General features: G+C 71.1%; 24 protein-coding genes, 1 pseudogene and 1 riboswitch. Of the genes and pseudogenes, 9 read left to right on the top strand and 16 right to left on the bottom strand.

The features are described from left to right. Nucleotides 1-107 precede the first annotated feature (107 nt). The 3 genes and pseudogenes from ABZ725_RS03955 to ABZ725_RS03945 form a co-directional block, all read left to right on the top strand. Nucleotides 108-206 (top strand): annotated as a pseudogene (locus tag ABZ725_RS03955) (GNAT family N-acetyltransferase); the annotation flags it as partial. 77 nt (nt 207-283) lie between these two features. Next, nucleotides 284-373, top strand: a riboswitch (cobalamin riboswitch). 143 nt (nt 374-516) lie between these two features. Further along, nucleotides 517-2,886 carry a ribonucleoside-diphosphate reductase subunit alpha gene (locus tag ABZ725_RS03950; RefSeq protein WP_358801162.1) on the top strand — a complete coding sequence of 790 codons (2,370 nt, stop codon included), beginning with the start codon at nt 517-519 and terminating at the stop codon, nt 2,884-2,886. After that, nucleotides 2,886-3,911, top strand: a complete 1,026-nt coding sequence (locus ABZ725_RS03945) for a ribonucleotide-diphosphate reductase subunit beta (RefSeq protein WP_358801161.1) — start codon at nt 2,886-2,888, stop codon at nt 3,909-3,911. Before ABZ725_RS03950 ends, ABZ725_RS03945 begins: the two co-directional genes overlap by 1 nt. On the opposite strand, the gene ABZ725_RS03940 is transcribed toward ABZ725_RS03945, so the two are convergent. Further along, the gene (locus ABZ725_RS03940) at nt 3,824-4,075 is read right to left on the bottom strand and encodes a hypothetical protein (RefSeq protein ID WP_358801160.1); all 252 of its coding nucleotides are present in this window, start codon (nt 4,073-4,075) and stop codon (nt 3,824-3,826) included. The genes ABZ725_RS03945 and ABZ725_RS03940 overlap by 88 nt on opposite strands. A 179-nt stretch (nt 4,076-4,254) precedes the next feature. Between ABZ725_RS03940 and ABZ725_RS03935 the strand changes: the two genes are divergently transcribed. Further along, nucleotides 4,255-5,223: a helix-turn-helix domain-containing protein gene (locus tag ABZ725_RS03935; RefSeq protein WP_358801159.1), complete on the top strand. Its 969-nt coding sequence runs from the start codon at nt 4,255-4,257 to the stop codon at nt 5,221-5,223. A 10-nt stretch (nt 5,224-5,233) separates the two neighbouring features. Here ABZ725_RS03935 and ABZ725_RS03930 read toward each other — a convergent pair whose 3' ends face one another. The 10 genes from ABZ725_RS03930 to ABZ725_RS03885 all read right to left on the bottom strand — a co-directional run bounded on the left by ABZ725_RS03930 (nt 5,234) and on the right by ABZ725_RS03885 (nt 14,855). After that, nucleotides 5,234-6,604: a cytochrome P450 gene (locus ABZ725_RS03930; protein WP_358801158.1), complete on the bottom strand. Its 1,371-nt coding sequence runs from the start codon at nt 6,602-6,604 to the stop codon at nt 5,234-5,236. Next, nucleotides 6,601-7,659 (bottom strand): epi-isozizaene synthase, encoded by a 1,059-nt coding sequence (gene cyc1, locus ABZ725_RS03925; protein ID WP_358801157.1) that lies wholly within the window; start codon nt 7,657-7,659, stop codon nt 6,601-6,603. The genes ABZ725_RS03930 and cyc1 overlap by 4 nt, the downstream gene beginning before the upstream one ends. 336 nt (nt 7,660-7,995) lie before the next feature. Continuing rightward, on the bottom strand, nt 7,996-8,646 hold the full coding sequence (gene def / locus ABZ725_RS03920) for a peptide deformylase (RefSeq protein WP_351903211.1): 651 nt from the start codon (nt 8,644-8,646) through the stop codon (nt 7,996-7,998). Between the two features lie 147 nt (nt 8,647-8,793). Continuing rightward, nucleotides 8,794-9,774 carry a hypothetical protein gene (locus ABZ725_RS03915; protein WP_358801156.1) on the bottom strand — a complete coding sequence of 327 codons (981 nt, stop codon included), beginning with the start codon at nt 9,772-9,774 and terminating at the stop codon, nt 8,794-8,796. A 125-nt stretch (nt 9,775-9,899) separates the two neighbouring features. Continuing rightward, nucleotides 9,900-11,198 (bottom strand): HD domain-containing protein, encoded by a 1,299-nt coding sequence (locus ABZ725_RS03910; RefSeq protein ID WP_358801155.1) that lies wholly within the window; start codon nt 11,196-11,198, stop codon nt 9,900-9,902. Then, nucleotides 11,195-12,535: an HD-GYP domain-containing protein gene (locus tag ABZ725_RS03905; RefSeq protein WP_358801154.1), complete on the bottom strand. Its 1,341-nt coding sequence runs from the start codon at nt 12,533-12,535 to the stop codon at nt 11,195-11,197. Before ABZ725_RS03905 ends, ABZ725_RS03910 begins: the two co-directional genes overlap by 4 nt. A 214-nt stretch (nt 12,536-12,749) precedes the next feature. Then, a complete protein-coding gene (locus ABZ725_RS03900; protein ID WP_351903199.1) occupies nt 12,750-13,151 on the bottom strand; it encodes a roadblock/LC7 domain-containing protein in 402 nt (133 codons plus the stop codon). 59 nt (nt 13,152-13,210) lie between these two features. After that, a complete protein-coding gene (locus ABZ725_RS03895; RefSeq protein WP_351903605.1) occupies nt 13,211-13,369 on the bottom strand; it encodes a hypothetical protein in 159 nt (52 codons plus the stop codon). 242 nt (nt 13,370-13,611) lie between these two features. Continuing rightward, a complete protein-coding gene (locus ABZ725_RS03890; RefSeq protein WP_358801153.1) occupies nt 13,612-14,493 on the bottom strand; it encodes a hypothetical protein in 882 nt (293 codons plus the stop codon). Next, a complete protein-coding gene (locus tag ABZ725_RS03885) occupies nt 14,490-14,855 on the bottom strand; it encodes a hypothetical protein (RefSeq protein ID WP_358801152.1) in 366 nt (121 codons plus the stop codon). Before ABZ725_RS03885 ends, ABZ725_RS03890 begins: the two co-directional genes overlap by 4 nt. A gap of 164 nt (nt 14,856-15,019) precedes the next feature. Here ABZ725_RS03885 and ABZ725_RS03880 point away from each other — a divergent pair, with 164 nt between their 5' ends. Further along, complete coding sequence (locus ABZ725_RS03880; RefSeq protein ID WP_351903190.1) at nt 15,020-15,385, top strand: hypothetical protein; 366 nt, start codon at nt 15,020-15,022, stop codon at nt 15,383-15,385. A 103-nt stretch (nt 15,386-15,488) separates the two neighbouring features. Here ABZ725_RS03880 and rsrA read toward each other — a convergent pair whose 3' ends face one another. The 4 genes from rsrA to ABZ725_RS03860 all read right to left on the bottom strand — a co-directional run bounded on the left by rsrA (nt 15,489) and on the right by ABZ725_RS03860 (nt 18,214). Further along, nucleotides 15,489-15,818 (bottom strand): mycothiol system anti-sigma-R factor, encoded by a 330-nt coding sequence (gene rsrA / locus ABZ725_RS03875; RefSeq protein WP_351903187.1) that lies wholly within the window; start codon nt 15,816-15,818, stop codon nt 15,489-15,491. Beyond that, nucleotides 15,815-16,510: an RNA polymerase sigma factor SigR gene (sigR, locus tag ABZ725_RS03870; protein ID WP_351903184.1), complete on the bottom strand. Its 696-nt coding sequence runs from the start codon at nt 16,508-16,510 to the stop codon at nt 15,815-15,817. Before sigR ends, rsrA begins: the two co-directional genes overlap by 4 nt. Nucleotides 16,511-16,767: 257 nt before the next feature. Beyond that, nucleotides 16,768-17,397: an alpha/beta family hydrolase gene (locus ABZ725_RS03865; RefSeq protein ID WP_358801151.1), complete on the bottom strand. Its 630-nt coding sequence runs from the start codon at nt 17,395-17,397 to the stop codon at nt 16,768-16,770. Nucleotide 17,398: 1 nt separating this feature from the next. Continuing rightward, on the bottom strand, nt 17,399-18,214 hold the full coding sequence (locus ABZ725_RS03860; protein ID WP_358801150.1) for an SOS response-associated peptidase: 816 nt from the start codon (nt 18,212-18,214) through the stop codon (nt 17,399-17,401). Between the two features lie 50 nt (nt 18,215-18,264). Between ABZ725_RS03860 and ABZ725_RS03855 the strand changes: the two genes are divergently transcribed. The 4 genes from ABZ725_RS03855 (at nt 18,265) to ABZ725_RS03840 (ending at nt 21,997) form a co-directional block, all read left to right on the top strand. After that, nucleotides 18,265-18,987 carry a M50 family metallopeptidase gene (locus ABZ725_RS03855; RefSeq protein ID WP_351903176.1) on the top strand — a complete coding sequence of 241 codons (723 nt, stop codon included), beginning with the start codon at nt 18,265-18,267 and terminating at the stop codon, nt 18,985-18,987. 206 nt (nt 18,988-19,193) lie between these two features. Next, complete coding sequence (gene aroA, locus ABZ725_RS03850; RefSeq protein WP_358801149.1) at nt 19,194-20,522, top strand: 3-phosphoshikimate 1-carboxyvinyltransferase; 1,329 nt, start codon at nt 19,194-19,196, stop codon at nt 20,520-20,522. 11 nt (nt 20,523-20,533) lie between these two features. Beyond that, a complete protein-coding gene (gene rsgA, locus ABZ725_RS03845; protein WP_351903170.1) occupies nt 20,534-21,544 on the top strand; it encodes a ribosome small subunit-dependent GTPase A in 1,011 nt (336 codons plus the stop codon). 129 nt (nt 21,545-21,673) lie between these two features. Then, nucleotides 21,674-21,997, top strand: coding sequence for a multidrug efflux SMR transporter (locus tag ABZ725_RS03840; RefSeq protein WP_351903167.1), 324 nt, complete (start codon nt 21,674-21,676; stop codon nt 21,995-21,997). Nucleotides 21,998-22,013: 16 nt separating this feature from the next. Here ABZ725_RS03840 and ABZ725_RS03835 read toward each other — a convergent pair whose 3' ends face one another. Then, on the bottom strand, nt 22,014-22,628 hold the full coding sequence (locus ABZ725_RS03835; protein WP_358801148.1) for a helix-turn-helix domain-containing protein: 615 nt from the start codon (nt 22,626-22,628) through the stop codon (nt 22,014-22,016). Nucleotides 22,629-22,692 lie beyond the last annotated feature (64 nt).

Genomic DNA, 22,692 nt, shown 5'->3' with positions numbered 1-22,692 from the left:
TCCCTCCGAGAGGGTTCTCGGGACGGGGGACTGTGCGGTGTCGGCACCTACCTTCCATGGAAGCACTCCGGGGACGACCCGCAACCCGGCCGTCCCCGGCTGTCGGCTACGAACGCCTCGGTTTCGTCCGCACACCAGAGCGGGACTGGAATCCCCTGCCACAGCTGGACGACATCACTCTCCTCACCTACGAGTTGACGCTCTGAAATCAGCGCGACACAACATCTGGGGGTGACACGACAGGCAGGCACAAGATGTATGCTCATGCTCGCTGTCGCCGCAGGGGAATCCGGTGCGAATCCGGAACTGTCCCGCAACGGTGTACACGCGTGCATCTCCATCCATATGTGCACGCCTGTTCAGTCCGAGGTCCTGCCGACAGCGCGCCCGGCCGTCCCGGTCCGGGTGCCCTGACGTCCGGGCCTCGCGGAGTGGGCCGGTGGACGCGACGCCCCGTGCGCTCGTGTGCTGCCCTGCCCTCCGCCAGGCCCCCTGCCGAGCGAGGGAGAGCCTCACGTGACCATCGCGCCAGCCGACCCGGTTTCAGTCTTCGAGCTGGAGACCGACGGTCCCGGGAACGCGTTGCTGCGGACCCTGACCGAGCTGACCGCCGACCTTCCCGACGCCGCCCCCGGCCGGGTCGCCGCCGCCGCCCTGCGCGGCCGGTCCTCGCGGGCCGACGAGGCGGAGCTGCGCGAGCTGGCGACGGAGGCGGCCGCCGGTCTGATCTCCGAGGACCCCGCCTACTCGAAGCTGGCCGCCCGGCTGCTGACCATCAGCATCGCCGCGGAGGCCGCCTCCCAGGGGGTCACGTCGTTCACCGGCTCGGTCTCCGTCGGCCACCGCGAGGGTCTGATCGCGGACCGCACCGCCGAGTTCGTGCGCGTCCACGCGGCCCGCCTCGACGCGCTGATCGACACGACCGCCGACGACCGCTTCGGCTACTTCGGGCTGCGCACCCTGCACAGCCGCTACCTGCTGCGGCACCCGATCACCCGCAAGGTCGTCGAGACGCCCCAGCACTTCCTGCTGCGCGTCGCCGCCGGCCTGGCCGAGGACGACAGCACACGGGCGCTGGACGAGGTCGCCGCGCTGTACGGGCTGATGAGCCGCCTGGACTATCTGCCGTCCTCCCCCACGCTCTTCAACTCCGGCACCCGGCACCCCCAGATGTCGTCCTGCTACCTCCTCGACTCCCCGCTGGACGAGCTGGACTCCATCTACGACCGCTACCACCAGGTCGCCCGTCTCTCGAAGCACGCCGGCGGCATCGGGCTGTCGTACTCCCGGATCCGCAGCCGCGGTTCGCTGATCCGCGGCACCAACGGGCACTCCAACGGCATCGTGCCGTTCCTGAAGACGCTGGACGCCTCGGTCGCCGCCGTGAACCAGGGCGGCCGGCGCAAGGGCGCGGCCGCGGTCTACCTGGAGACCTGGCACTCCGACATCGAGGAGTTCCTGGAGCTGCGGGACAACACCGGCGAGGACGCCCGCCGTACGCACAACCTGAACCTCGCGCACTGGATCCCGGACGAGTTCATGCGGCGCGTGAACGCGGACGAGCAGTGGTCGCTGTTCTCGCCGTCGGACGTGCCCGAGCTGGTCGACCTGTGGGGCGCGGAGTTCGACGCGGCCTACCGCAAGGCCGAGGAGGCGGGCCTCGCGAAGAAGACCATCCCGGCGCGTGACCTGTACGGCCGCATGATGCGCACCCTCGCGCAGACCGGCAACGGCTGGATGACCTTCAAGGACGCCGCCAACCGCACCGCCAACCAGACGGCCGAGCCGGGCCACGTCGTGCACTCCTCCAACCTCTGCACGGAGATCCTGGAGGTCACGGACGACGGCGAGACGGCCGTGTGCAACCTGGGTTCGGTGAACCTCGGCGCGTTCGTCGACACGGCGGCCGAAGACGGCGACGGCATCGACTGGGAGCGGCTGGACGCGGCCGTCCGCACCGCCGTCACCTTCCTCGACCGGGTCGTCGACATCAACTTCTACCCGACCGAGCAGGCGGGCCGCTCCAACGCCCGCTGGCGGCCGGTCGGTCTGGGCGCGATGGGCCTGCAGGACGTCTTCTTCAAGCTGCGGCTGCCGTTCGACTCCGCCGAGGCCAAAGCCCTCTCCACCCGCATCGCCGAGCGCATCATGCTGGCCGCGTACGAGGCCTCCGCCGACCTGGCCGAGCGCAGCGGCCCGCTGCCCGCCTGGGACAAGACCCGCACCGCCCGCGGTGTGCTGCACCCCGACCACTACGGCGTCGAGTTCACCTGGCCGAAGCGCTGGGCGGCGCTGCGGACGCGGATCGCGGCGACGGGCCTGCGCAACTCGCTGCTGCTCGCCATCGCGCCGACCGCCACCATCGCGTCCATCGCGGGCGTGTACGAGTGCATCGAGCCGCAGGTGTCCAACCTGTTCAAGCGCGAGACGCTGTCCGGCGAGTTCCTCCAGGTCAACTCCTACCTGGTGAACGAGCTGAAGGAGCTCGGCGTCTGGGACGCCCGCACCCGTGAGGCGCTGCGCGAGTCCAACGGCTCGGTGCAGGAGTTCGCGTGGATCCCGGCCGAGGTCCGTGCCCTGTACCGGACGGCGTGGGAGATCCCGCAGCGCGGCCTGATCGACATGGCCGCCGCCCGTACCCCGTACCTGGACCAGGCGCAGTCGCTGAACCTGTTCCTGGAGACGCCGACCATCGGCAAGCTCTCCTCGATGTACGCGTACGCCTGGAAGTCGGGCCTGAAGACGACGTACTACCTGCGCTCGCGCCCGGCTACCCGGATCGCCCGCGCCGCCCAGGCGCAAACCCCGATTCCCGTACAGGCGACCCCTGAAGACGCGGTCGCCTGCTCTCTTGAGAACCCCGAGTCCTGCGAGGCCTGCCAGTAATGTCCACCGCCCCCGAAAAGACCGAGAAGAACCTGCTCGACCCGGGCTTCGAACTGACGCTGCGTCCGATGCGCTACCCGGACTTCTACGAGCGCTACCGGGACGCCATCAAGAACACCTGGACCGTGGAGGAGGTGGACCTCCACTCGGACGTGACGGATCTCGCGAAGCTGTCACAGGGCGAGCAGCACATGATCGGCCGGCTGGTCGCGTTCTTCGCGACGGGCGACTCGATCGTGGCGAACAACCTCGTGTTGACGCTGTACAAGCACATCAACTCCCCCGAGGCGCGGCTCTACCTGAGCCGTCAGCTGTTCGAGGAGGCCGTCCACGTCCAGTTCTATCTGACGCTGCTGGACACCTACCTCCCCGATCCCGAGGACCGGGCGGCCGCCTTCGACGCGGTGGAGAACATCCCCTCCATCCGCGAGAAGGCCGAGTTCTGCTTCAAGTGGATCAACGAGGTCGAGAAGCTGGACAGCCTGCAGACCCAGGCCGACCGCCGCCGCTTCCTGCTCAACCTGATCTGCTTCGCCGCGTGCATCGAGGGCCTGTTCTTCTACGGGGCCTTCGCGTACGTCTACTGGTTCCGCAGCCGGGGCCTGCTGCACGGCCTGGCGACCGGCACCAACTGGGTGTTCCGCGACGAGACGATGCATATGAGCTTCGCCTTCGAGGTGGTCGACACGGTCCGCAAGGAGGAGCCGGAGCTCTTCGACGACCAGCTCCGGCAGGAGGTCACCGACATGCTGCGGGAGGCCGTCGAGGCCGAGCTGCAGTTCGCCCGTGACCTGTGCGGCGACGGCCTCCCGGGGATGAACACCGACTCCATGCGGCAGTACCTGGAGTGCGTCGCCGACCAGCGTCTGGCGCGGCTCGGCTTCGCCCCGGTGTACGGCTCGGAGAACCCGTTCTCCTTCATGGAGCTGCAGGGCGTTCAGGAGCTGACCAACTTCTTCGAGCGCCGTCCGTCGGCGTACCAGGTCGCGGTGGAGGGCACCGTCGACCTGGACGAGGACTTCTGATCCTCCTGGGTCTCCCGGCTCTCGCGGTTCTCCTGAGCCTCCCTGATCTGCCGGTCGGCGCGCCTGTCGCGCACGATGCCGACCACGGACGGGAGGATCAGGAGAACCATGATCCCGAGGACCATGAGGATTCCGATCAGGTCTTCTATCTGGTTCGTGTTCATGGACACCACTGTCCTGCCTGAGACTCCTGACCGGGAGTGGCAGGACTGCCGTACACCTTCAAATTCCTGCCACTGTGGTGGCACACTGGCACCATGCTGCTGTGCTCTCCCGGGGGACAACCCCCGGACCCCCGGCCGAAAAGCGAGAAACGAACCTCGGCAGAGAAGCGAGGTGGGCCATGCTGAAGAACGTGGTCGCCGTCCTCCTCGACGGTGTGCATCCCTTCGAGCTCGGCGTCCTGTGCGAGGTGTTCGGCCTCGACCGCAGCGACGAGGGGCTGCCGTCGTACGACTTCACCGTCGTCTCGGCGGAGGGCCCGGTCCTGGGCACCCATGTCGGCGGACTCACCGTCTCCACGCCGTACGGCCTCGACCGGCTGGAGGAGGCCGACCTGATCGCCGTGCCGGCCTCGGACGCGAACGTCGAGCGGGAGTATCCGCCCGAGTTGCTCGCCGCCCTGCGTCGGGGCGTGGACCGGGGCGCCCGGGTGCTCAGCGTCTGCTCGGGCGTCTTCGTGCTGGGCGCGGCGGGTCTGCTCGACGGGCGGCGCTGCGCGGTGCACTGGCGGCACGCGGATCTGCTGGCCCGCCGGTATCCGCGGACGACCGTCGAGCCGGACGTCCTCTACGTCGACGAGGACCCGGTGATCACCTCCGCCGGCACGGCCTCAGGGATCGACGCGTGTCTGCACCTCGTGCGCAAGGAGCAGGGGCCCGAGGTGGCCAACGGCATCGCACGGCGGATGGTCGTACCGCCGCATCGGGACGGCGGACAGGCGCAGTACGTCGCACGGCCGCTGCCCCGGTCGGCGTGCGACACGGTCGGCGGGGTGCTGGTGTGGATGGAGGCGCATCTCGACCAGGAGGTCACGGTCGAGCAGCTCGCGGAGCGCGCCCATATGTCCCCGCGCACCTTCGCCCGCCGCTTCCAGCAGGAGACGGGCACCACCCCCTACCGGTGGCTGCTGCGCCAGCGGGTGCTGCTGGCACAGCACCTGCTGGAGGCGACGGACGAGACGGTGGACACGATCGCCTGGCGGGCCGGCTTCGGCACCGCGGGAGCCCTGCGCCACCAGTTCGTGCAGGCGTTGGGGACGACCCCCAACGCCTACCGACGCACGTTCCGCGGCCCGCAGGCGGTCGCCTGAGCCGCGGCTCTCATCCGGGTATCGCCCGCAGCAGCAGCTTGCGCGGCCGCAGCGTGATGCCGACGTGCGTCCGGGAGTCGGAGCCGGGCGCCGGCTCGAAGCGGAACGCGGACGCCACCACGGCGGCGATCAGCGTCAGCTCGGCCATCGAGAAGTGGTCGCTCGGGCACTTCCGGTTGCCGACGCCGAACGGCGTCATGGCGTATTTCGGCACCTCCGGGGAGCCGCCGGGCAGCCAGCGGTCGGGGTCGAACTCCGTGTGCCGCTCGTACGACCGCGGATCGCGCTGCACCGCGTAGGGGCTGTAGACGATGTCGGCGCCGGCGGGAATGCGGTATCCGCCGAGCTCGGTGTCGGTCACCGCGCGCCGGGTCAATATCCATACGGCGGGATACAGCCGCATGGTCTCGACCACGACATTGGCGGTGTGCCGCAGCTTTCGGACGTCGCCGAATGCGACCGGCCGGTCACCGACGACGCTTTTCACCTCCTCGCGGATCTTGTCCACCTGGTCGGGGTGCTCGGTGAGGACGTGGAGCAGCGACATGACCACGGAGCCCGCGGTTTCGCTGCCCGGGGTGAGTATCGCGATGACCTGGTCGTGGATCTCCTGTTCCCCGATGGGGTCGCCATTCTCGTCCTTCGCCTCCAGCAAAGCCGTCAGCAAATCGTCCGGTTTTTGACCGGATGCGCGACGCTCGGCGATGATCTCGTCCACCAGCCGATGCAGATCGGCCAGTGCCCGGTTGAATACGCGGTTGGCCGGAATCGGTACCCGATAAAGCGGTCCGAGGGGTACCACCATGCGCTGGTACATACCGGCGAACAGGGTGGCGAGGGCGGAGGTGATGCGCTCGGACCGGGCGTCCATATAGCTGCCGCGCATCAGACAGCGGGCGGAGATGCGCACGGACACCCGGAAGGACTCGGCGGTGACGTCGAGGACCTCGCCCCGCTGCCAGCGCTCGACGAGCGCGTGCGCCTCCTCCTCCATGATCGGCCCGTAGCCGGGGATGGCGTCGAGCCGGAACGCGGGCTGGATCGTGCGTCGCTGCCGGCGGTGCAGCGGGCCGTTGGCCGTGGCCACGCCCTCCTTGCCGAGCAGGTCCTCCAGGGTCTCCCACAGGGGTCCGGAGATGATGTAGTCCGGGCTGAGCGCGAGGGCCCCGACAAGATCCGGCGCGGTGACGGCGTACACCGTCTTGGGGCCGAGCCGCAGACGCACGATGTCGCCGTGGTCGCGCAGCCGGGCCATGAAGGCCAGCGGATCGCGGGCCAGCTTCCAGCCGTGTCCGAGCAGCGGAACCCCGCCACCGGCCAATGGCGGCTCACCGGGTTCGGATGCCCCGGGGGTCGCGGGCTTCACCGACTCGACGGTCATTTCTCACCTGCCGCTTCGTTGTTGACGTACGGGGGCGTGGACCGGTCGTCCCAGCTGTCGACCATGTATCGGCCGGACTCGTGGTGGAACCAGTAGACGGAACTGAACCAGTTCCGCATATTGCCGAGGCAGGACCGCACGGCGGTGCCGAGTTCCCTTCCGCGGACGGTCCCGTCGGTGAGGCGGTCGGCGAGCAGCAGGACGTCCTTTTCGACGGCGAGGAACTCGGATACGCATTCCTCGACGCGTCGCCGTAGTTCCTCGATCGCTTCTTCCAGAGTCAGTCCCTGATGGGCGATGAGACTGATTCCGAGATTGTGCACCTCATCGCCCGCCAATTCCTTGGGAAGCGAGCAGAGGTCGTTGTACCAGGCGGCGAATTCCTGACTCAGCAGGGCCGCGCGCCGAAAGGCGGGGTTTTTCCGTACCGGGTCCGGGAGTTCGCAGCCCGCACTCGGTTCGAGCAGGTCGGTCCATATCCAGTGGGCGAAGGTCAGCCGACGCAGTGCGAGGTATTCCTCGACGCCGGGAATGCGTCCCTCGACGCGGTTGCGGAATTCCCGGTCGTACGCCTCGATCACGGTGTGGAAGTGCCGGGCGAACCGTGCGTTCCAGGTGTCGGGAAGGAAGGCGTACAGCCGGCCCACGCTGTCCGCGAGTCCGGCGACCAGCGGATCCGGGTGCCGCAGATACACGGCCGGGACGTCCAGCGCCGCATGTAAGCGGAACCGCAGTTGCCGCCAGGAGGAGGACCGGGCGTGCACGACGTCACGGTCGTGCCGGTCGTCCCAGACGAAGAACCACGCGCTGTAGTCGGCGATGGCCTGCATCACCTCGTCGGGCGCGCCGAGGTAGTAGCCCGCCATCAGGTCCGTATAGCAAAGACCGTCGGCATATTCTGCGACCTTGTCCGCCGGCATCAACCGCTTTTTCAGCAGCCAGGAGCGCGTGTTCTCCTGCAACCGGGGCCAATACGGATGCAGTTGCCGGGGAAACGCCGCCTCGATGACCGGAAGAGAGAGCGAGGGAGGAACCGCGGGCACGGCCACCGTCACTGTGGTGCTGTATGTGGTGCTGCATGGCAAAGCTGGCACGAACAACCCCTCTCAGCCGCCAGTGGGCACACACCCCTCCAGCCGTGCCGGGCGTGCGCCGTTGCGTATCCCCGCACTTCCTATTCAGCACTACAACTGACCGTCCTGGGAACGGATTTGCTTCATTCACTACCCCGACATGCTGAGAATCCACGTCTGCCTGACTGATTACGGATCAGGAGATGTGCAGTAGATGTGCGGTAGATGTGCGTAAGCGATCGACCGTCCGTCGGACATACGAACGACGCCCGGCCGGGAGGCATCCCGGCCAGGCGTCGTGGTTCGTGCGGGTGGGGCTCAGTCGTTGGCGACCACGGGGTAGCGGGGCTCGTTCTCGGCCATCTGCCGCAGGGCGTCCTTGCGTTCGCGCTTGGACAGCCTGTCGATGTACAGGTACCCGTACAGGTGATCGGTCTCGTGCTGCAAACACCGAGCGAAGTAACCGGTCCCGCGCACCTTGATCGGGTTGCCCTGCTCGTCCTGCCCGGTCACCTCGGCGTAGTCGGGACGGGCGAGCGGCGCGTAGGCGGTGGGCACCGACAGACAGCCCTCGTTGCTGTCGTCCAGTCGGCGCCGGTCCGCGGGCAGCTCGACGAGCTTGGGGTTGCAGACGACACCGGTGTGCCGCGCGCCCTCGTCGTCGGGGCAGTCGTAGACGAAGACCTTCAGGTCGACGCCGATCTGGTTGGCGGCCAGGCCCACGCCCTCGGCGGTGTGCTGCGAGGCGAACATGTCCGCGACCAGCTGCCGCAGCTCGTCGTCGAACTCGGTGACGTCCCTGCACTCCTTGTGCAGCACCGGGTTCCCGACGACGGTGATCGGCCGCGAGGCGCCGGCCTCACGCCAGGCCAGCTCGCGCGCCTCCGTCTCCTCGGTGTCGATGACGAAGCCCTCGTCGTCCACGGGGAGCACGCCCGCGTGCTGCTGATCGGTGTCCTGCTGCGCCATGACCGACGATGCCTTCCTGAACAAAAACGGGGTGATGTTGCCGATACAGGGTACGGGGACGCGCCCCGTCAGGGGCGCGGGGCTGTGTCTGTCGGCGGCTCCGCCGCGGGGCGCGAGCAACCACGACGAACCCGCAGCCGAACGACGTCAGCACACCTCTTCAAGATCCCGCCAGTCCCTGGAATCCGGGCTGTCCGCAACCCACCCGTCCAGCAGCCCTCGGACGAGCGACGCCGGGGCGGCCACGCCGCATTCACGCTCAGGCACCCACAGCTGCCCGTCCGTCCGATGCCCCAGCGGCCCCGGATGCCCGGGCTCGCTGTGATCATGCGGATCGAGATGCTCGCCGTCGCCCTCGTCGGAGGGCATCCGGGACTCCGAGCACATCCGGCACAGCAGCCGCACCGAGGAGGACCAGTCCTCCGCCGCGAACCCCGCGTCGGCGGCCAGTTGCTCCAGCGCGTCCCGGTCCACCTCCGTGGCCGCCTCCAGGAGGACCACCCAGGTCGGCACCGGGGACGGCGCCCACAGCTCGATCTCGTCGAAGACCGGGTACGAGTGGCCGACGGAGGTGGTCCGCTCGCCGTGGGGCACCCCGTCGTGCAGCACGACCTCGCCCCAGCGCCGTCCGGAGGAGGGCAGCGGGATCGACAGCACCTCCATACGGGCGGGGTCCAGCCGCCGCCCCCACACCACCTCGGCCTCGCCCTCGGGCGACAGCCGTACGGCCGCGCTGCCCAGTTCCATGCCGACGGGCTCGCCGGCGCCCGTGGCGTGGCCCGGGACGTGCAGCCCGTACGCCTGCCAGGCACGGCGGGCCAGCGGCCAGTCCTGCAGCGCGGTGGCGGCGATGCCGACGTTCCACCAGTCGGGGGCCCCGGCCTCGCGGTCGAGCAGGGCGACCGCGCGCAGGCCTGCCGTGCGGGCCTGCTCCCAGTCGTGCCGGAACTTGTGCAGCAGGGCGAGGTTGAACCAGGACTCGGACAGCCAGGGTTCCAGGTCGGCGGCACGTGTCAGCAGCGCGCCCGCGTCCTCGTACCGCCCGTCGCCGATCAGCGTGAACGCGCGGTCGGTGGCCTGCCGCCAGGAGGCGGAGGGCCGGTGCCGTCCCTTGCCGAAGATCCTCACGATTCCCGCCTGCCAGTTCCGTTCTGTGGGCTGGCCAGTGCCCCCGGACACTCTCTCCCTCGCATCCAACCACGTGACGCCGGAGGGCCGCTCATTACCCATGGGTTACCCACCCGCAGGCAAGGTCAGACAGCCCGCCCGTCGCCCACCACCACCCTGCCCGAGGCTCCCCCAGGGCTGAACGCCTGGGGGCACCCCCAGCGCGCCGCCCCCATATTCCAAAGCACCCTGGCCAGCGCCTCCACCACCTCGGGCGCGTACTCCCCGCCGGTGCCCAGACGCAGTTCCTCCAGTGCGGTGAGGGGCCCGCCGGGACCGGCGCCCCGCACCTTCTCGTCATAGGCGTTCACCACCCGGACTATGCGGGCGGCCACCGGTTGCTCCGGGTAGGGGTCGGCCTGCCGCTCGACGACCGTCGCGACCTGGGCGCCGGCCCCGGTCTGGCGGACGACGGCCCCGCCGAGCAGCGCGATCCGCCGCTGCTCGGCCGCCGGGAGTCCGGCGGTGGCCCCGGCCGGGACCGGGTCGACGAGGCTGAGCTGCCCGATGTCGTGCATGAGGGCCGCGTACTCCAGGACGGCCCGCTCGGGCTCCGGCAGCCCGAGGTCGCGGCCCACGGCCTGGCTGAGGGCGGCGACGCGGCGGGCGTGCCCGGCCGGGGTGTACCCGGCGATCTCGGTGGCGCGGGCCAGCGAGGCGATGGTCTGCCGGTAGGTGGCCCGCACGGCCGCGTACCGGCGCAGGGACAGCTGGGTGAGCAGCAGCGGCACCGAGAACACGGGCAGCGCCCACAGGCCGACGACGGCGACCGCGAGTGCCATCACCGCGCCCGTGGCGCACACCGCCGACCCGATGCCGGGCACGGCCCGCAGCTCGTCCCGCAGCAGCGGGGCGAACGGCCAGCCGGTGCGGGAGCGGGCGAGCGCAGCGGCGACCACGGCGTCGCACAGCACGGTCAGGACGAGCAGCGCGAGCAGCAGCAGCGCGTAGGCGGGGCCGCTCCAGCCGTCGAACACACCGCGGTTGTAGAGGGGCTGGAAGCAGACGGCGGCGAACCCGACGGCCAGCACCCGCCGGACCAGGTGGTCGAGGACGGGTCCGTCGCCGCGCGCCAGCTGCGGCACGCTGCCCAGCAGGGAGGCGGCGACCACGACCGACACGACCTGCGCGACCCCGTGGTGCGTGGGGTGCCCGGCGTGCTCCCCGACCAGCGCGTAGGACAGCGACCCGGCGGCGCCGAGCGGCGCGGCCTCGCGCAGCCCGGGCCCGTTCCACCGGATGAGCTCGCCGACGGCGACGAGGATCCCGAAGGCGAGCGCGACGGGGCGTTCCTCGACGCCTGTCATGAACGTCACGAGGAGGGAGACGGCGACGAGGAGGGCGGCGGCGGTGTAGAGGGCGAGGAAGGGGCGGCGGGCGATCATCGGCGTACCTCGGACCGGTCGTCGTCGGGGGCCTGCGCGGGCGTCGGGACGGCGGAGGGCCGGGCCTCCTCGGCGGTGACGACCGGATGCCAGCCGTCCCGCTCGACGACCCGGGTCAGCGCGGTGACCATCCGGGGGTCGAAGTGGGCGCCCGCGCACCGCCGCAGTTCCGCCAGGGCCGCCTCCACCGGCCGGGCCCGGCTGTAGGAGCGGTTGGAGGTCATCGCGTCGAAGGCGTCGGCCACGGCGACCACCCGTGCGGACTCCGGGATCTGACCGCCGGCCAGGCCGTACGGGTAGCCGGTGCCGTCGATGCGTTCGTGGTGGTGGAGGATCGCCGAGCGGGCGTCGCCGAGGAAGGAGATCCCGCGGGTGATCTCGTGCCCGTACTCGGGGTGCAGTTCGATCACCTGCCGCTCCTGGGGCGTCAGCGGCCCGTCCTTGCGCAACAGGCGGGTGGGGACGCCGAGTTTGCCGACGTCGTGCAGGATCCCGGCGAAGCGGAGCACTTCGATCCGGCCCTCGTCCATGCCCAGTTCGCGTCCGATCAGCATCGAGGCCTGTCCGACGCGTTCGCTGTGGCCGCGCGTGTAGCCGTCCTTGATGTCGACGGCCTGCACCAGGGCGCGGATGGTCGCCTGGTGGGCGGCGCGCTCGCGGTGGTACTGCGCGAACACCCACCAGGACACGCCCATCGGGAACAGCACGAGCAGCGCGGCGACCGGCCCGTACGGGCTGCGCCACAGGACGGCCATCATCAGCCCGGCGAGCCCGTGCACGGCGACGGGGGCGAGCGAGCGAGCGAACAGCCCGCGCCCGGCGGCCCGGGCCGGCAGTCCCTCGGCGAGCGTGCGCACTCCGCCGTCCAGCACGCTCAGCACCAGGCAGAACACCAGCACGGCGGCCCCGGCGGGCCCGAGGGCGGCGGGGAAGTCGGAGTCGCCGATCGCGTCCCGCCCGCCCAGCGCCTCGTGCGTGCGGGACGCCGCCCAGACGGCGACGGCGAGCTGGGCGGCCCGCCAGATCCGGCGCAGCCCCCGGGGGCGCTGCTCGACGCGCGCGAGCAGCGCCCCCGGCAGCGGTACGAGCGCGGCGGCGGGCGGCGCCAGCAGGAAGGCCCCGGCGAGCAGCACGGGGTAGAAGGCGCCCAGGTCCCCGGCGGCGGATCGGCCGACCGGGCGGTACCGGGTGACCTGCTCGCAGCCGACGTACAGCCCGGCCAGCAGGGCCACCGCCCACCAGGGCGTCCGGACGGACGGCAGCCCCCAGAGGCAGGACGCGGCGCCGACCACGACACAGGCGACGTAGCCCCACGCCCGCGGCGGAACCGACCGCATCGCTCTCCTCCCCGGTGGCCCGAGGCGTCGGCCGGCCGTGCGGACCTGCTCGGGCTCAAGCCCGGTACGGATTACGGGACATGCTCGGGAGTTGGAGAATAGGACGGCCGACGGGGACCCCGGGGAGGCAATGGACGTTTCCGCGGTCCCAGCGGCGTGAGATTAGCCCGTTCGAGTGAGCGACCCGGCTGTCCGCCGGTCCGCCTCACACGTGTCACCTCGGCACGTCCGCCGCCAACGTCCGGTTCAGCTGCTCCACCGTGGCCGGCGACTCGCGCTGGAACGCGGCGAGGTCGAGGCCGTCGTCGGCGATGACGGTCAGCAGCGCCCGTTCGCCGACGCCCACCACGATGACGTGCCCGGAGCCGCACCTCGCGACCACCTCGCGCAGCGTGCCGGTGCCCGCCTGCTCGGCCATGCGGCTGGCGACCCCGAGAGTGGCGGCGGCGAGCGCGGCGACGGACTCGGGGTGGGCGGAGTCCGCGTCGGCGACGACGAGAAGACCGTCCACCGTGGACAGCACGCTTTCGGAGACCCCCATCACCCGGTCGCGCAGCGAGATCAGGATGTCGGTCAAGGGGTTCGGCTGCGGCTGCGGTGACGGGTCTTCACTCATGAACTACTCCTTGGTACCTTGCTGTTGGCATATTCTTCCGCAGTGTCGGCCGAGTCGCCTCAGTCGGATTCCGGCAGCGCGTCCAGGCCCCGCCGGACTCGGCGCAGCATGTCGAGGGAGGGCTGATCGGCGGCCAGGGCTTCGGCCGACAGCATGGGTAGGACGAACGGCAGGGCGCCTGCGGAGTCGGTGGACGGCGACGCGCCTCGCACGGGCAACGGCGGCTTCTGCGGGGTCGGTCGAAGAGGTGTCGGTCGATCGGGCAACGGCCGGTCAAACTGCGGTCGGTCAGGCTCAGGCGTCGGAGGTCTATCGGATGCCGGAGGTCTATCGGATGCCGGGGGTTGAACGGGCGTCGCGGGCGGGTCTCGGTACCGGTCCGGTTCCCGGGCCCGGAGCCGCTTCGCTTCGGCGTTCTCGCGCCGTCTGTTGCGCAGCTCCGCACGGCGTTGGCGTGAGTTCACCGACCGCCCCAACTCTCTGAGCCGTTCGGGCTCGTCGGGTCCTCTCCCTGGGCGTTCCCGCGCCGCCAGGCGTTGCCGCCGGGGGTGCGTCTGGGCAGCGGCGCGGCTCTCGCCGGCCGACTCGCCGCCTCGGGCGCCGCCCCGTTCGTCGGCAGCACGCGCGGCGCGGTGCTGGGCCGTTCGCGGGGTCCTGCGCCGGGCTCCCATCGCACGAACCCGAGCGTCCGCAGCCGGATCAGGTCGAGCATGACCGCGTACAGCCCGCGGCCCAGCGTGAAGGCGATGTCCCGGGCCGTACGGCGGCCGTTGACTCCGGCGAGCACGGACCGGTGGCGGAGCGACAGCCACTCGGGCGGCCCGTCGGCCGCGGCGTCCGGGGACGGGGTGGGCCGGACCCGGACGAGTTCGCCCGGCGGCCCCCACTGTTCGGCCAGCAGCGCGATGCGCCGGGTGGTCTCCTCGGTCACCTTCCTCGGCTCCACGCCCGGTTCGGCGCGGAGCGTGGGTTCGAGGCCGCTGAGCTGCCAGCTTCCCGGCGGGCCGAGCCCCATGGCGAAGGCGGCGTCGAACACGGCGGCTACGCACACCACCTCCAGCTCGGCGGCGCCGATCAGACCGGCGGCCACCAGCTGTCCGCCCAGCAGGTCCACGTCGGGCTGGGCGGCGCGGGCGGCGAGCCAGGCCTCGTCGTCGACCCGGCCCGGGGTGAGCAGCAGCGAGGTGGCGGGGGGTGCGCCCGGGGTCTCGATCGCGCCGATCAGGCCCTGCCGCAGATGAATCGTTCCCCCCGGGGTGCCGGAGACCCGGACCGTGCCGCTGAAGCCCTCGTCGCGCAGCCCCTGCAGCAGCGCGGGAAGATTGCGCGCGCCGGCGGTCATCCGAGGACCTCGGCGGCCAGCGAGTCCAGACTGCGGGTGGCGAGCGCCAGGTTGGCCCGTTCCCGGTCCAGGCCCGCGGCCAGCAGCAGGGGGTCGCCGCCCGGTCGCGCCACCGCGAGCAGCACCTGATGGCGCCGCGTGCTGGTGGTGATCACGCTCTCCAGCTCCCCCTCGGCGCCCGCCTGTCCCAGCCGTTCGGCGATGAGAGCGGCCAGTGCGGCGTCGGCCGCCCCGTCCCCGACCGCCCCGGCGTCGCCCGCCTCCCCGTAGGTGAGACCGGTGACGGCGTCGACCAGAGCCACGCCGGTGACCCCGGGGGAGTCGAGGAGCCGGGCCAGGGAAGCCTGGAGCGCGGTCGTCATTTCCGCGTTTCCCCCTTCACGTGCAGACGTCACACAGTACGTTGAACGTCATCTTTCAGAACAAGCAACAAAGTTGATGTTCCGTGACTCAGAAGTCGCTTACGTTCGATCGTAGTTGTACGTGCAGCGACCAGTCAGCGGCACTGGGGAATTGAGGCAACACCATGAACATCGAATCAGCGCTCAAGGAAGCCATGACCGTGGACGGCGCCCTCGGCGTCGCCCTCGTCGACTACGAAAGCGGCATGTCGCTCGGCACGCTCGGCGGCGGTCCGCAGCTCGACCTGGAGCTCGCCGCGGCGGGCAACACCGAGGTGGTGCGCTCGAAGATGCGCACGCTGGCGTCCCTGCACATGGACGACACCATCGAGGACATCCTGATCACCCTGGGCCGGCAGTACCACCTGATCCGGCCGCTCGCCGCCACCACCGGAACGCTCTTCCTCTACCTGGCCCTCGACCGCTCGCGCAGCAACCTGGCGCTGGCCCGGCACAGCCTCAAGAAGATCGAGAGCACGCTGGAGGTCTGACCCGGCACGGATGCCGGGCAGCAAGAACATCGGGCAGGACGGATCCCGGCCGGTCAGGGATCCCAGGCAGGTTCCGCTGCCGCCGCGACGGCAGCCGGGGGTCTCAGCCCTCGGCGGCCGTCGCGCCCGGCAGCTCGGCCGGCGCCGCCTCGTACACGTCATGCTCGGGAACGGTCTGACCGGAACGGATCAGATCGAGCCGGCCCATGACCTTGGCCCGCAGGTCGCTCGGCACGTCGTCATGCCCGCAGCACCGCTTGACCAGCTTCTTCACGGCCTCCTCGAGCCCGTACTTCTCCAGGCACGGCGAGCATTCCTCGAAGTGGTGCTGGAACTTGTCCCGGTCGAGAGGGGGCATCTCGCTGTCGAGATACTCGTACAGGTGGTCGAGGACCTCACTGCAGTCCGTCTCGTGCGGATCTCCGCAGCTCATGAGCCCGAACCTTTCACTTCGTTCGACTCTCCGGCGCCCGCCGGAACCAGCCCGCGCTCACGGGCGTAGTCCTCGAGCATGCCGCGCAGTTGACGGCGGCCCCGGTGCAGCCGGGACATCACCGTACCGATGGGTGTCCCCATGATGTCCGCGATCTCCTTGTACGCAAAGCCCTCGACGTCGGCGAGGTACACGGCGATGCGGAACTCCTCGGGGATGGCCTGGAGCGCTGCCTTCACGTCCGAGTCGGGCAGGTGGTCCAGCGCCTGCGACTCCGCGGAGCGCAGACCGGTGGACATGTGCGACTCGGCGCGCGCCAGCTGCCAGTCCTCGATCTCCTCGGCCGCACTGCGCTGGGGCTCGCGCTGCTTCTTGCGGTACGAGTTGATGAAGGTGTTGGTGAGGATCCGGTACAGCCAGGCCTTGAGATTGGTGCCCTCGCGGAACTGGTGGAAGGACGCGTACGCCTTGGCGTACGTCTCCTGCACCAGGTCCTCGGCGTCCGCCGGGTTGCGCGTCATGCGCAGCGCGGCCGAATACATCTGGTCGAGGAATTCGAGCGCGTCCCGTTCGAAGCGCGCACTGCGCTCCACGGTGGACTCCGTGCCCGTCTCCGCGCTCACGCCCTGGCCCTCGGGCAGCTCCGCCTGGCCGTTGTCGGTCCCTGCGTCGGTACCGGTGACCGGACCCACCTCCTCAAGATCGCGGGTGGGAACGAAACCGATCCCACTCGAATCGGAGGATAGACGACTACCCGTGCCTGCCGCCGCTCGAATAGGAGCGGCCTTGGTCGCATGCAGCACCGTCCAGTCCAGGTCGGTACGGCTGCTACGGCTCGGGCATACGGTCGAACCCATGCGGCGGACTTCCTTCCCACTGGCGTCGGTGCCGGGCGTTCAGCACTTCTGTCCGCCTCAACAGCGACCCGCCCCTCGACATTCCCCGCTCTTTACCCGAGTGACGTGATCCACCGGACGACACCGGCGGTGACGGCCTCCAGAGCCTCCTCCTGGGTGGTCGCGGCCCTCTTGGGCAAGGCGAGCCCGTGGTCGCCGTACGGCACCTCCAGGAGCTCGTAGGCCCCCTCGGGGAACTCGTCCGGCCTGCCGAAGGGGTCGTTGGCGCCCTGGACGACGAGGGTGGGCGCCCCGGCGCCGAGCAGTTCGTCGGCGCGGGACTTCTCGGGTCTGCCCGGCGGGTGCAGCGGAAAGCTGAGCGCGAGGACGGCGTGGGCGCCGAGCTCGACGGCGGTACGGCAGGCCACCCGCGCGCCCGCCGACCGCCCGCCGGAGATCACCGGCACTCCCGGTGCGGCGACGGCCGGCCAGATCCCGCGCCAGCCGACGTCGAGGGTCTTCGGCGCGGTCGCGACCTTCTTGCCGGCCACCCGCCAGGGCTGTTCGACGAGGGCCACGCTCACCCCGTGTCCGGGCAGCACGGCGGCCAGCGCCCGGAGGTCACGGGCCTCGATGCCACCGCCGGCGCCATGGCTGACGGCGAGGACGAGGCGGGCCTTCTCGGCCTGGTGCCAGGTGACGCGGGCGTCACCCGCGTCCGTGGGAACGATCTCGGTGCTCACGTCAGAAGAGTGTGCCCTCCTCGGGCCCCTCCAGCTCCTTGAGCAGCTCCGGCGCGTTGTTGCGGACGTTGCTGACGGCCGTGGACACCGGGTAGGCGCGCATCAGCCCGGCCGGCGGGGGTTCGAGCAGCGAGCGCAGGTCGTCGACGTCCGTCCGGGCCGGGTCGAGCCAGGCGTCCCAGCGGTCCGGGGTGAGCATCAGCGGCATCCGGGGGTGGATGTCGGCGAGGGCGTGCGGCCCGTCGGCGGGGGCCACGGCGAGCGGCGACGCCTCGGCCTCCGTGGTGATGACCGAGCACGTCACCCACCAGGCCCGCGGATGGTCGTCGGGGAGGGTGCGGTCCCGCCAGAACTCGTACAGCCCGGCCATCGCGAAGACCGAGCCGTCGGCCGGGAGCACGAAGTAGGGCTGCTTGCGGGCCCGCTTCTTCTTGCCCTCGACCTCCAGCTCGCGCTCGTCCTTGGCGGTGACCCACTCGTAGTAGCCGTCGGCGGGCAGGATGCAGCGCCGGGCGGCGAAGGCACGGCGGTACGAGGGCTTCTCGTGGACGGTCTCGGCGCGCGCGTTGATCATCCGGGCGCCGCCCTCGGGCGTCTTCGACCAGGAGGGCACGAGCCCCCACTTCAGTGTGCGCAGCTGGCGAACCGGTCGGCGGTCGTCGGCGTCTTTCAACGGACGGTCGAGGACGGCGTAGACCTCCTTGGTCGGCGCCACGTTGTAGTCGGGCTCCAAGGTCTCCTCGGGCTCCCACTTCTCGATTTCAAAGACTCCTGCGAGATCCTCGGGCCTGCGACTCGCTGCATACCGTCCGCACATACGTGCCACACTGCCAGACTCCGTACGTCGATTGGGAGCCACCACACACCATGGACAGCACCGCCGCCACCGCGCTGCCCGACCTGTGGGACCGTCTCGTCGGCACCCAGTCCGACCCCGACCTGTGGGTGGTGATCGCCACCGCGGTCGCGGCCCTCGCGGTCGTCGTGCCGCACAGCCTGTGGCGCGTCTCCCGCAACGCGATCACCATCGCCCACGAGGGCGGTCACGGCCTGATAGCCCTGCTCACCGGCCGCCAGCTCACCGGGATACGCCTGCACTCCGACACCAGCGGCCTGACCGTCAGCCGCGGCAAGCCGCACGGCCTCGGCATGATCCTCACGGCCGCCGCCGGCTACACCGCTCCCCCGCTCCTCGGCCTGGGCGGCGCCTCCCTGCTCGGCGCCGGCCGCATCACCCTGCTGCTGTGGCTGGCCACGGCCCTGCTGGTGGCGATGCTGGTGATGATCCGCAACGCGTACGGCGCCCTGACGGTGGTCCTCTCCGGCGGCACGTTCCTCCTGGTCTCCTGGCTGGCGGGCCCCCAGGTGCAGGCGGCGTTCGCGTACGCGGTGGTCTGGTTCCTCCTCCTGGGCGGCGTCCGCCCGGCCTTCGAGCTGCAGATGAAGCGATCGAGGGGCGGCGCGGGCGACTCGGACGCCGACCAGCTCTCCCGGCTGACCCACGTCCCGGCGGCGCTGTGGCTGTTCCTGTTCCACACGGTGAGCCTGTGCGCACTGCTGGGCGGCGGACGCTGGCTCCTGGGCCTGTAGAAACGCCCTCTTTCCAAGGGCGCGGGGGACTGCTTTCAAGGGGCGCGGGGTTGTGTCGACATGCGGCTCCGCCGCGATGGCAGTTCCCCCGCTCGAGCGAAGCCGAAAGTGGGGAGCGACAAGCCCCGACGGCGCCGCACCCGACCACGGCCGGCCGCAGGCCTACGCGCCGCACCCGAACCACGGCCGCAGACTAAAGTGGGCGCATGCCCGTGAACCCCGCCGCAACCACCGCCCTCTGGCCCGCCCCGCATGCGAGCGAGGCCGTCGACGCGACGGTCCACGTGCCGGGGTCCAAGTCCGTCACCAACCGCGCCCTCGTCCTCGCCGCCCTCGCCTCCGAGCCCGGCTGGCTGCGCCGCCCGCTCCGCTCTCGCGACACCCTGCTGATGGCGGGCGCGCTGCGTGAGATGGGCGTCGGCATCGAGGAGGGCGTGGGCCCGGACGGCACCGGCGAGGCCTGGCGGGTGCTGCCCGCGGGGCTGCGCGGACCGGCCACGGTCGACGTCGGCAACGCCGGCACGGTGATGCGCTTCCTGCCGCCGGTCGCCGCCCTCGCCGACGGCCCCGTCCGCTTCGACGGCGACCCGCGTTCGTACGAGCGTCCCCTGAACGGCGTCATCGACGCGCTGCGCGTCCTGGGCGCGCGGATCGACGACGACGACCGCGGCGCGCTGCCCCTGACGGTGCACGGCTCGGGCGCGCTGGACGGCGGCCCGGTGGACATCGACGCGTCCTCGTCGTCCCAGTTCGTGAGCGCCCTGCTGCTCTCCGCCCCGCGTTTCAACCAGGGGGTGGAGGTCCGCCACACGGGCTCGACCCTGCCCTCCATGCCGCACATCCGGATGACCGTGGACATGCTGCGCGCGGTCGGCGCCCAGGTGGACACCCCGGAGTCGGGCGGCGAGCCGAACGTCTGGCGGGTCACGCCGGGCGCGCTGCTCGGCCGGGACCTGACGATCGAGCCGGACCTGTCCAACGCCCAGCCGTTCCTGGCGGCGGCGCTGGTCACGGGCGGCCGGGTGCTGATCCCGGACTGGCCGGCCCGCACCACCCAGCCGGGTGACCGGCTGCGGGAGATCTTCACCGAGATGGGCGGTTCCTGCGAGCTGGCCGACTACGGCCTGGTCTTCACCGGCTCGGGCTCGATCCACGGCATCGACGTCGACCTGAGCGACGTCGGCGAGCTGACCCCGGGCATCGCGGCGGTCGCCGCCCTCGCGGACTCCCCGTCCACCCTGCGGGGCGTGTCCCACCTGCGCCTGCACGAGACGGACCGGCTGGCGGCCCTCACCAAGGAGATCAACGAGCTCGGCGGGGACGTCACGGAGACAGCCGACGGCCTGCACATCCGCCCGCGCCGGCTGCACGGCGGGATCTTCCACACCTACGACGACCACCGCATGGCCACGGCCGGTGCGATCATCGGCCTGGCGGTGGACGGCGTGCAGATCGAGAACGTGGCGACGACGGCGAAGACCCTGCCGGACTTCCCCGACCTGTGGACCGGGATGCTCGAGGCGTCCGGGGTATAGGGACTTCCGCCATGCGCCGCTACGGCAAGCACACCGACGAGGACGACATCCGCAGCCGCCCGAACCGCAAGGGCAACCGGCCGCGTACGCATATCCGGCCCAAGCACGAGGACTCCGTCGAGGGCATGGTCCTCACCGTCGACCGGGGCCGGCTGACCTGCCTCGTCGAGGACCGGATCGTCCTCGCGATGAAGGCCCGTGAACTGGGCCGCAAGGCCGCGGTCGTAGGCGACCGGGTCGACATCGTCGGCGACCTGTCCGGCAAGAAGGACACCCTCGCCCGTATCGTCCGCATCGCGGAGCGCACCTCGGTGCTGCGCCGCACCGCGGACGACGACGACCCGTTCGAGCGCGTGATCGTCGCCAACGCCGACCAGATGGCCGTCGTCACCGCGCTGGCCGACCCGGAGCCGCGCCCCCGGCTGATCGACCGCTGCCTGGTGGCCGCGTTCGACGGCGGTCTGACCCCGCTGCTGGTCATGACGAAGTCGGACCTGGCGTCCCCGGACAAGCTGCTGGAGCTGTACGGCCACCTCGACATCCCGTACGTCGTCACCAGCCGTGAGGAGCTGGAGAACGGCGACGCGGTGGGCCGGGTGCGCGAGCTGCTGGCCGGGCGGATCACGGCGTTCGTCGGACATTCGGGCGTCGGCAAGACGACCCTGGTCAACGCGCTGGTCCCGGAGGAGCGACGGCGGGTGACCGGCCATGTGAACGCGGTGACCGGCCGCGGCCGCCACACGACGACCTCGGCGCTGGCCCTGCCCCTGGCGGGCACGGAGGACTGGGTGATCGACACTCCGGGCCTACGGTCCTTCGGCCTGCACCACGTCGACCCGTCCCGGGTGATCCTCGCCTTCCCCGACCTGGTGCCGGGCACCGAGGGCTGCCCGCGCGCGTGCAGTCACGACGAGCCGGACTGCGCGCTGGACGCGTGGGTGGCCGAGGGCCACGCCGACCCGGCGCGGCTCTACTCCCTGCGACGGCTGCTGTCCACGCGCGAGCGCACGGAAGGCGACTGAACAGCTGATGGGCAACTGAACAGCTGATGGGCAGCCGACGAACAGGCTGTTGACCACCGCGTTGTTTGCATACACCCGAGTCCGGTAAGTGCATAATCGCACCGAGCCGGACACACGGAGGGACAGCTCATGGCGTGGCTGCTGGTCGTCGTAGCCGGATTGCTCGAGACCGGTTTCGCCGTGTGCCTCAAGTTGTCCCACGGTTTCACCAGGCTCTGGCCCACCGTCGCGTTCTGCATCTTCGCCCTGGGGAGCTTCGGCCTGCTGACCCTCTCCCTGAAGAAACTCGACGTGGGCCCCGCCTACGCCGTGTGGACGGGCATCGGCGCGGCGGGCACCGCGATCTACGGCATGATCTTCCTCGGCGACCTGGTGTCGGTCCTGAAGATCGTCTCGATCAGCCTGGTGATCATAGGAGTGATCGGACTGCAGCTGTCGGGGTCGGCGCACTAGGACGCCGGGGCGGCGGCTAGACGGCCGGTTGGCGCTGCAGGGCTCCCCGTACCAGCTCGGCGACCCCGTCCTCCCCCGGCGGCGGTGCGGCCACGCAGGACAGGGCGAGGCGGACGGCGAGTTCGCAGGCGCGGGCCAGGTCGGCGGCGTCGGCCCGGACGGCGCCGGGTCCCGAGAGCACGGCCACGGCCCGGTCGCGGACGGCGCCCACCAGATCGCCGGGCGAGGGCAGCGGCCCGTCCGCCCGCCGCTGCGCGGGCACGGCGGAGGAGGACGGCACCGCCGCGAGCGTCGGCGCGGGCAGCCGCTCGCTCCAGAACCCGGTGAGGACGGCCCGTACGAGGACGTTGTCGCGGGCGGCGGCGGTGGTCCACTCGGCGGCGGCGGTGAGCCGGTCCCGGGCGTCCCCGCGCACGGCCAGCGCCCGGTCGACCCCGGCCAGATATCCGTCGGCCTCGCGTCTGACGAGTGCCCGGGCCAGGCCCTCCTTGCTGCCGAACTCGTTGTACAGCGTCTGCCGGGACACCCCGGCCGCCGCGGCGACGTCCACCATCCGCACCGCGGCCCACGGCCGTAGCGCAAGCGCCTCGAAGGCGGCGTCCAGTAGGGATTCCCGCGCTGCAGGCATCATCGCCTCCCTGGAACGAGCGGCTCTGCGCCCCAGGTTTGACGCGCACGACGGCACTGTCAAGGGT

It is taken from the genome of Streptomyces sp. NPDC006872, from assembly GCF_040635845.1.
Taxonomy (GTDB): domain Bacteria; phylum Actinomycetota; class Actinomycetes; order Streptomycetales; family Streptomycetaceae; genus Streptomyces.
This window is presented reverse-complemented; position numbering and strand designations above follow the sequence as displayed.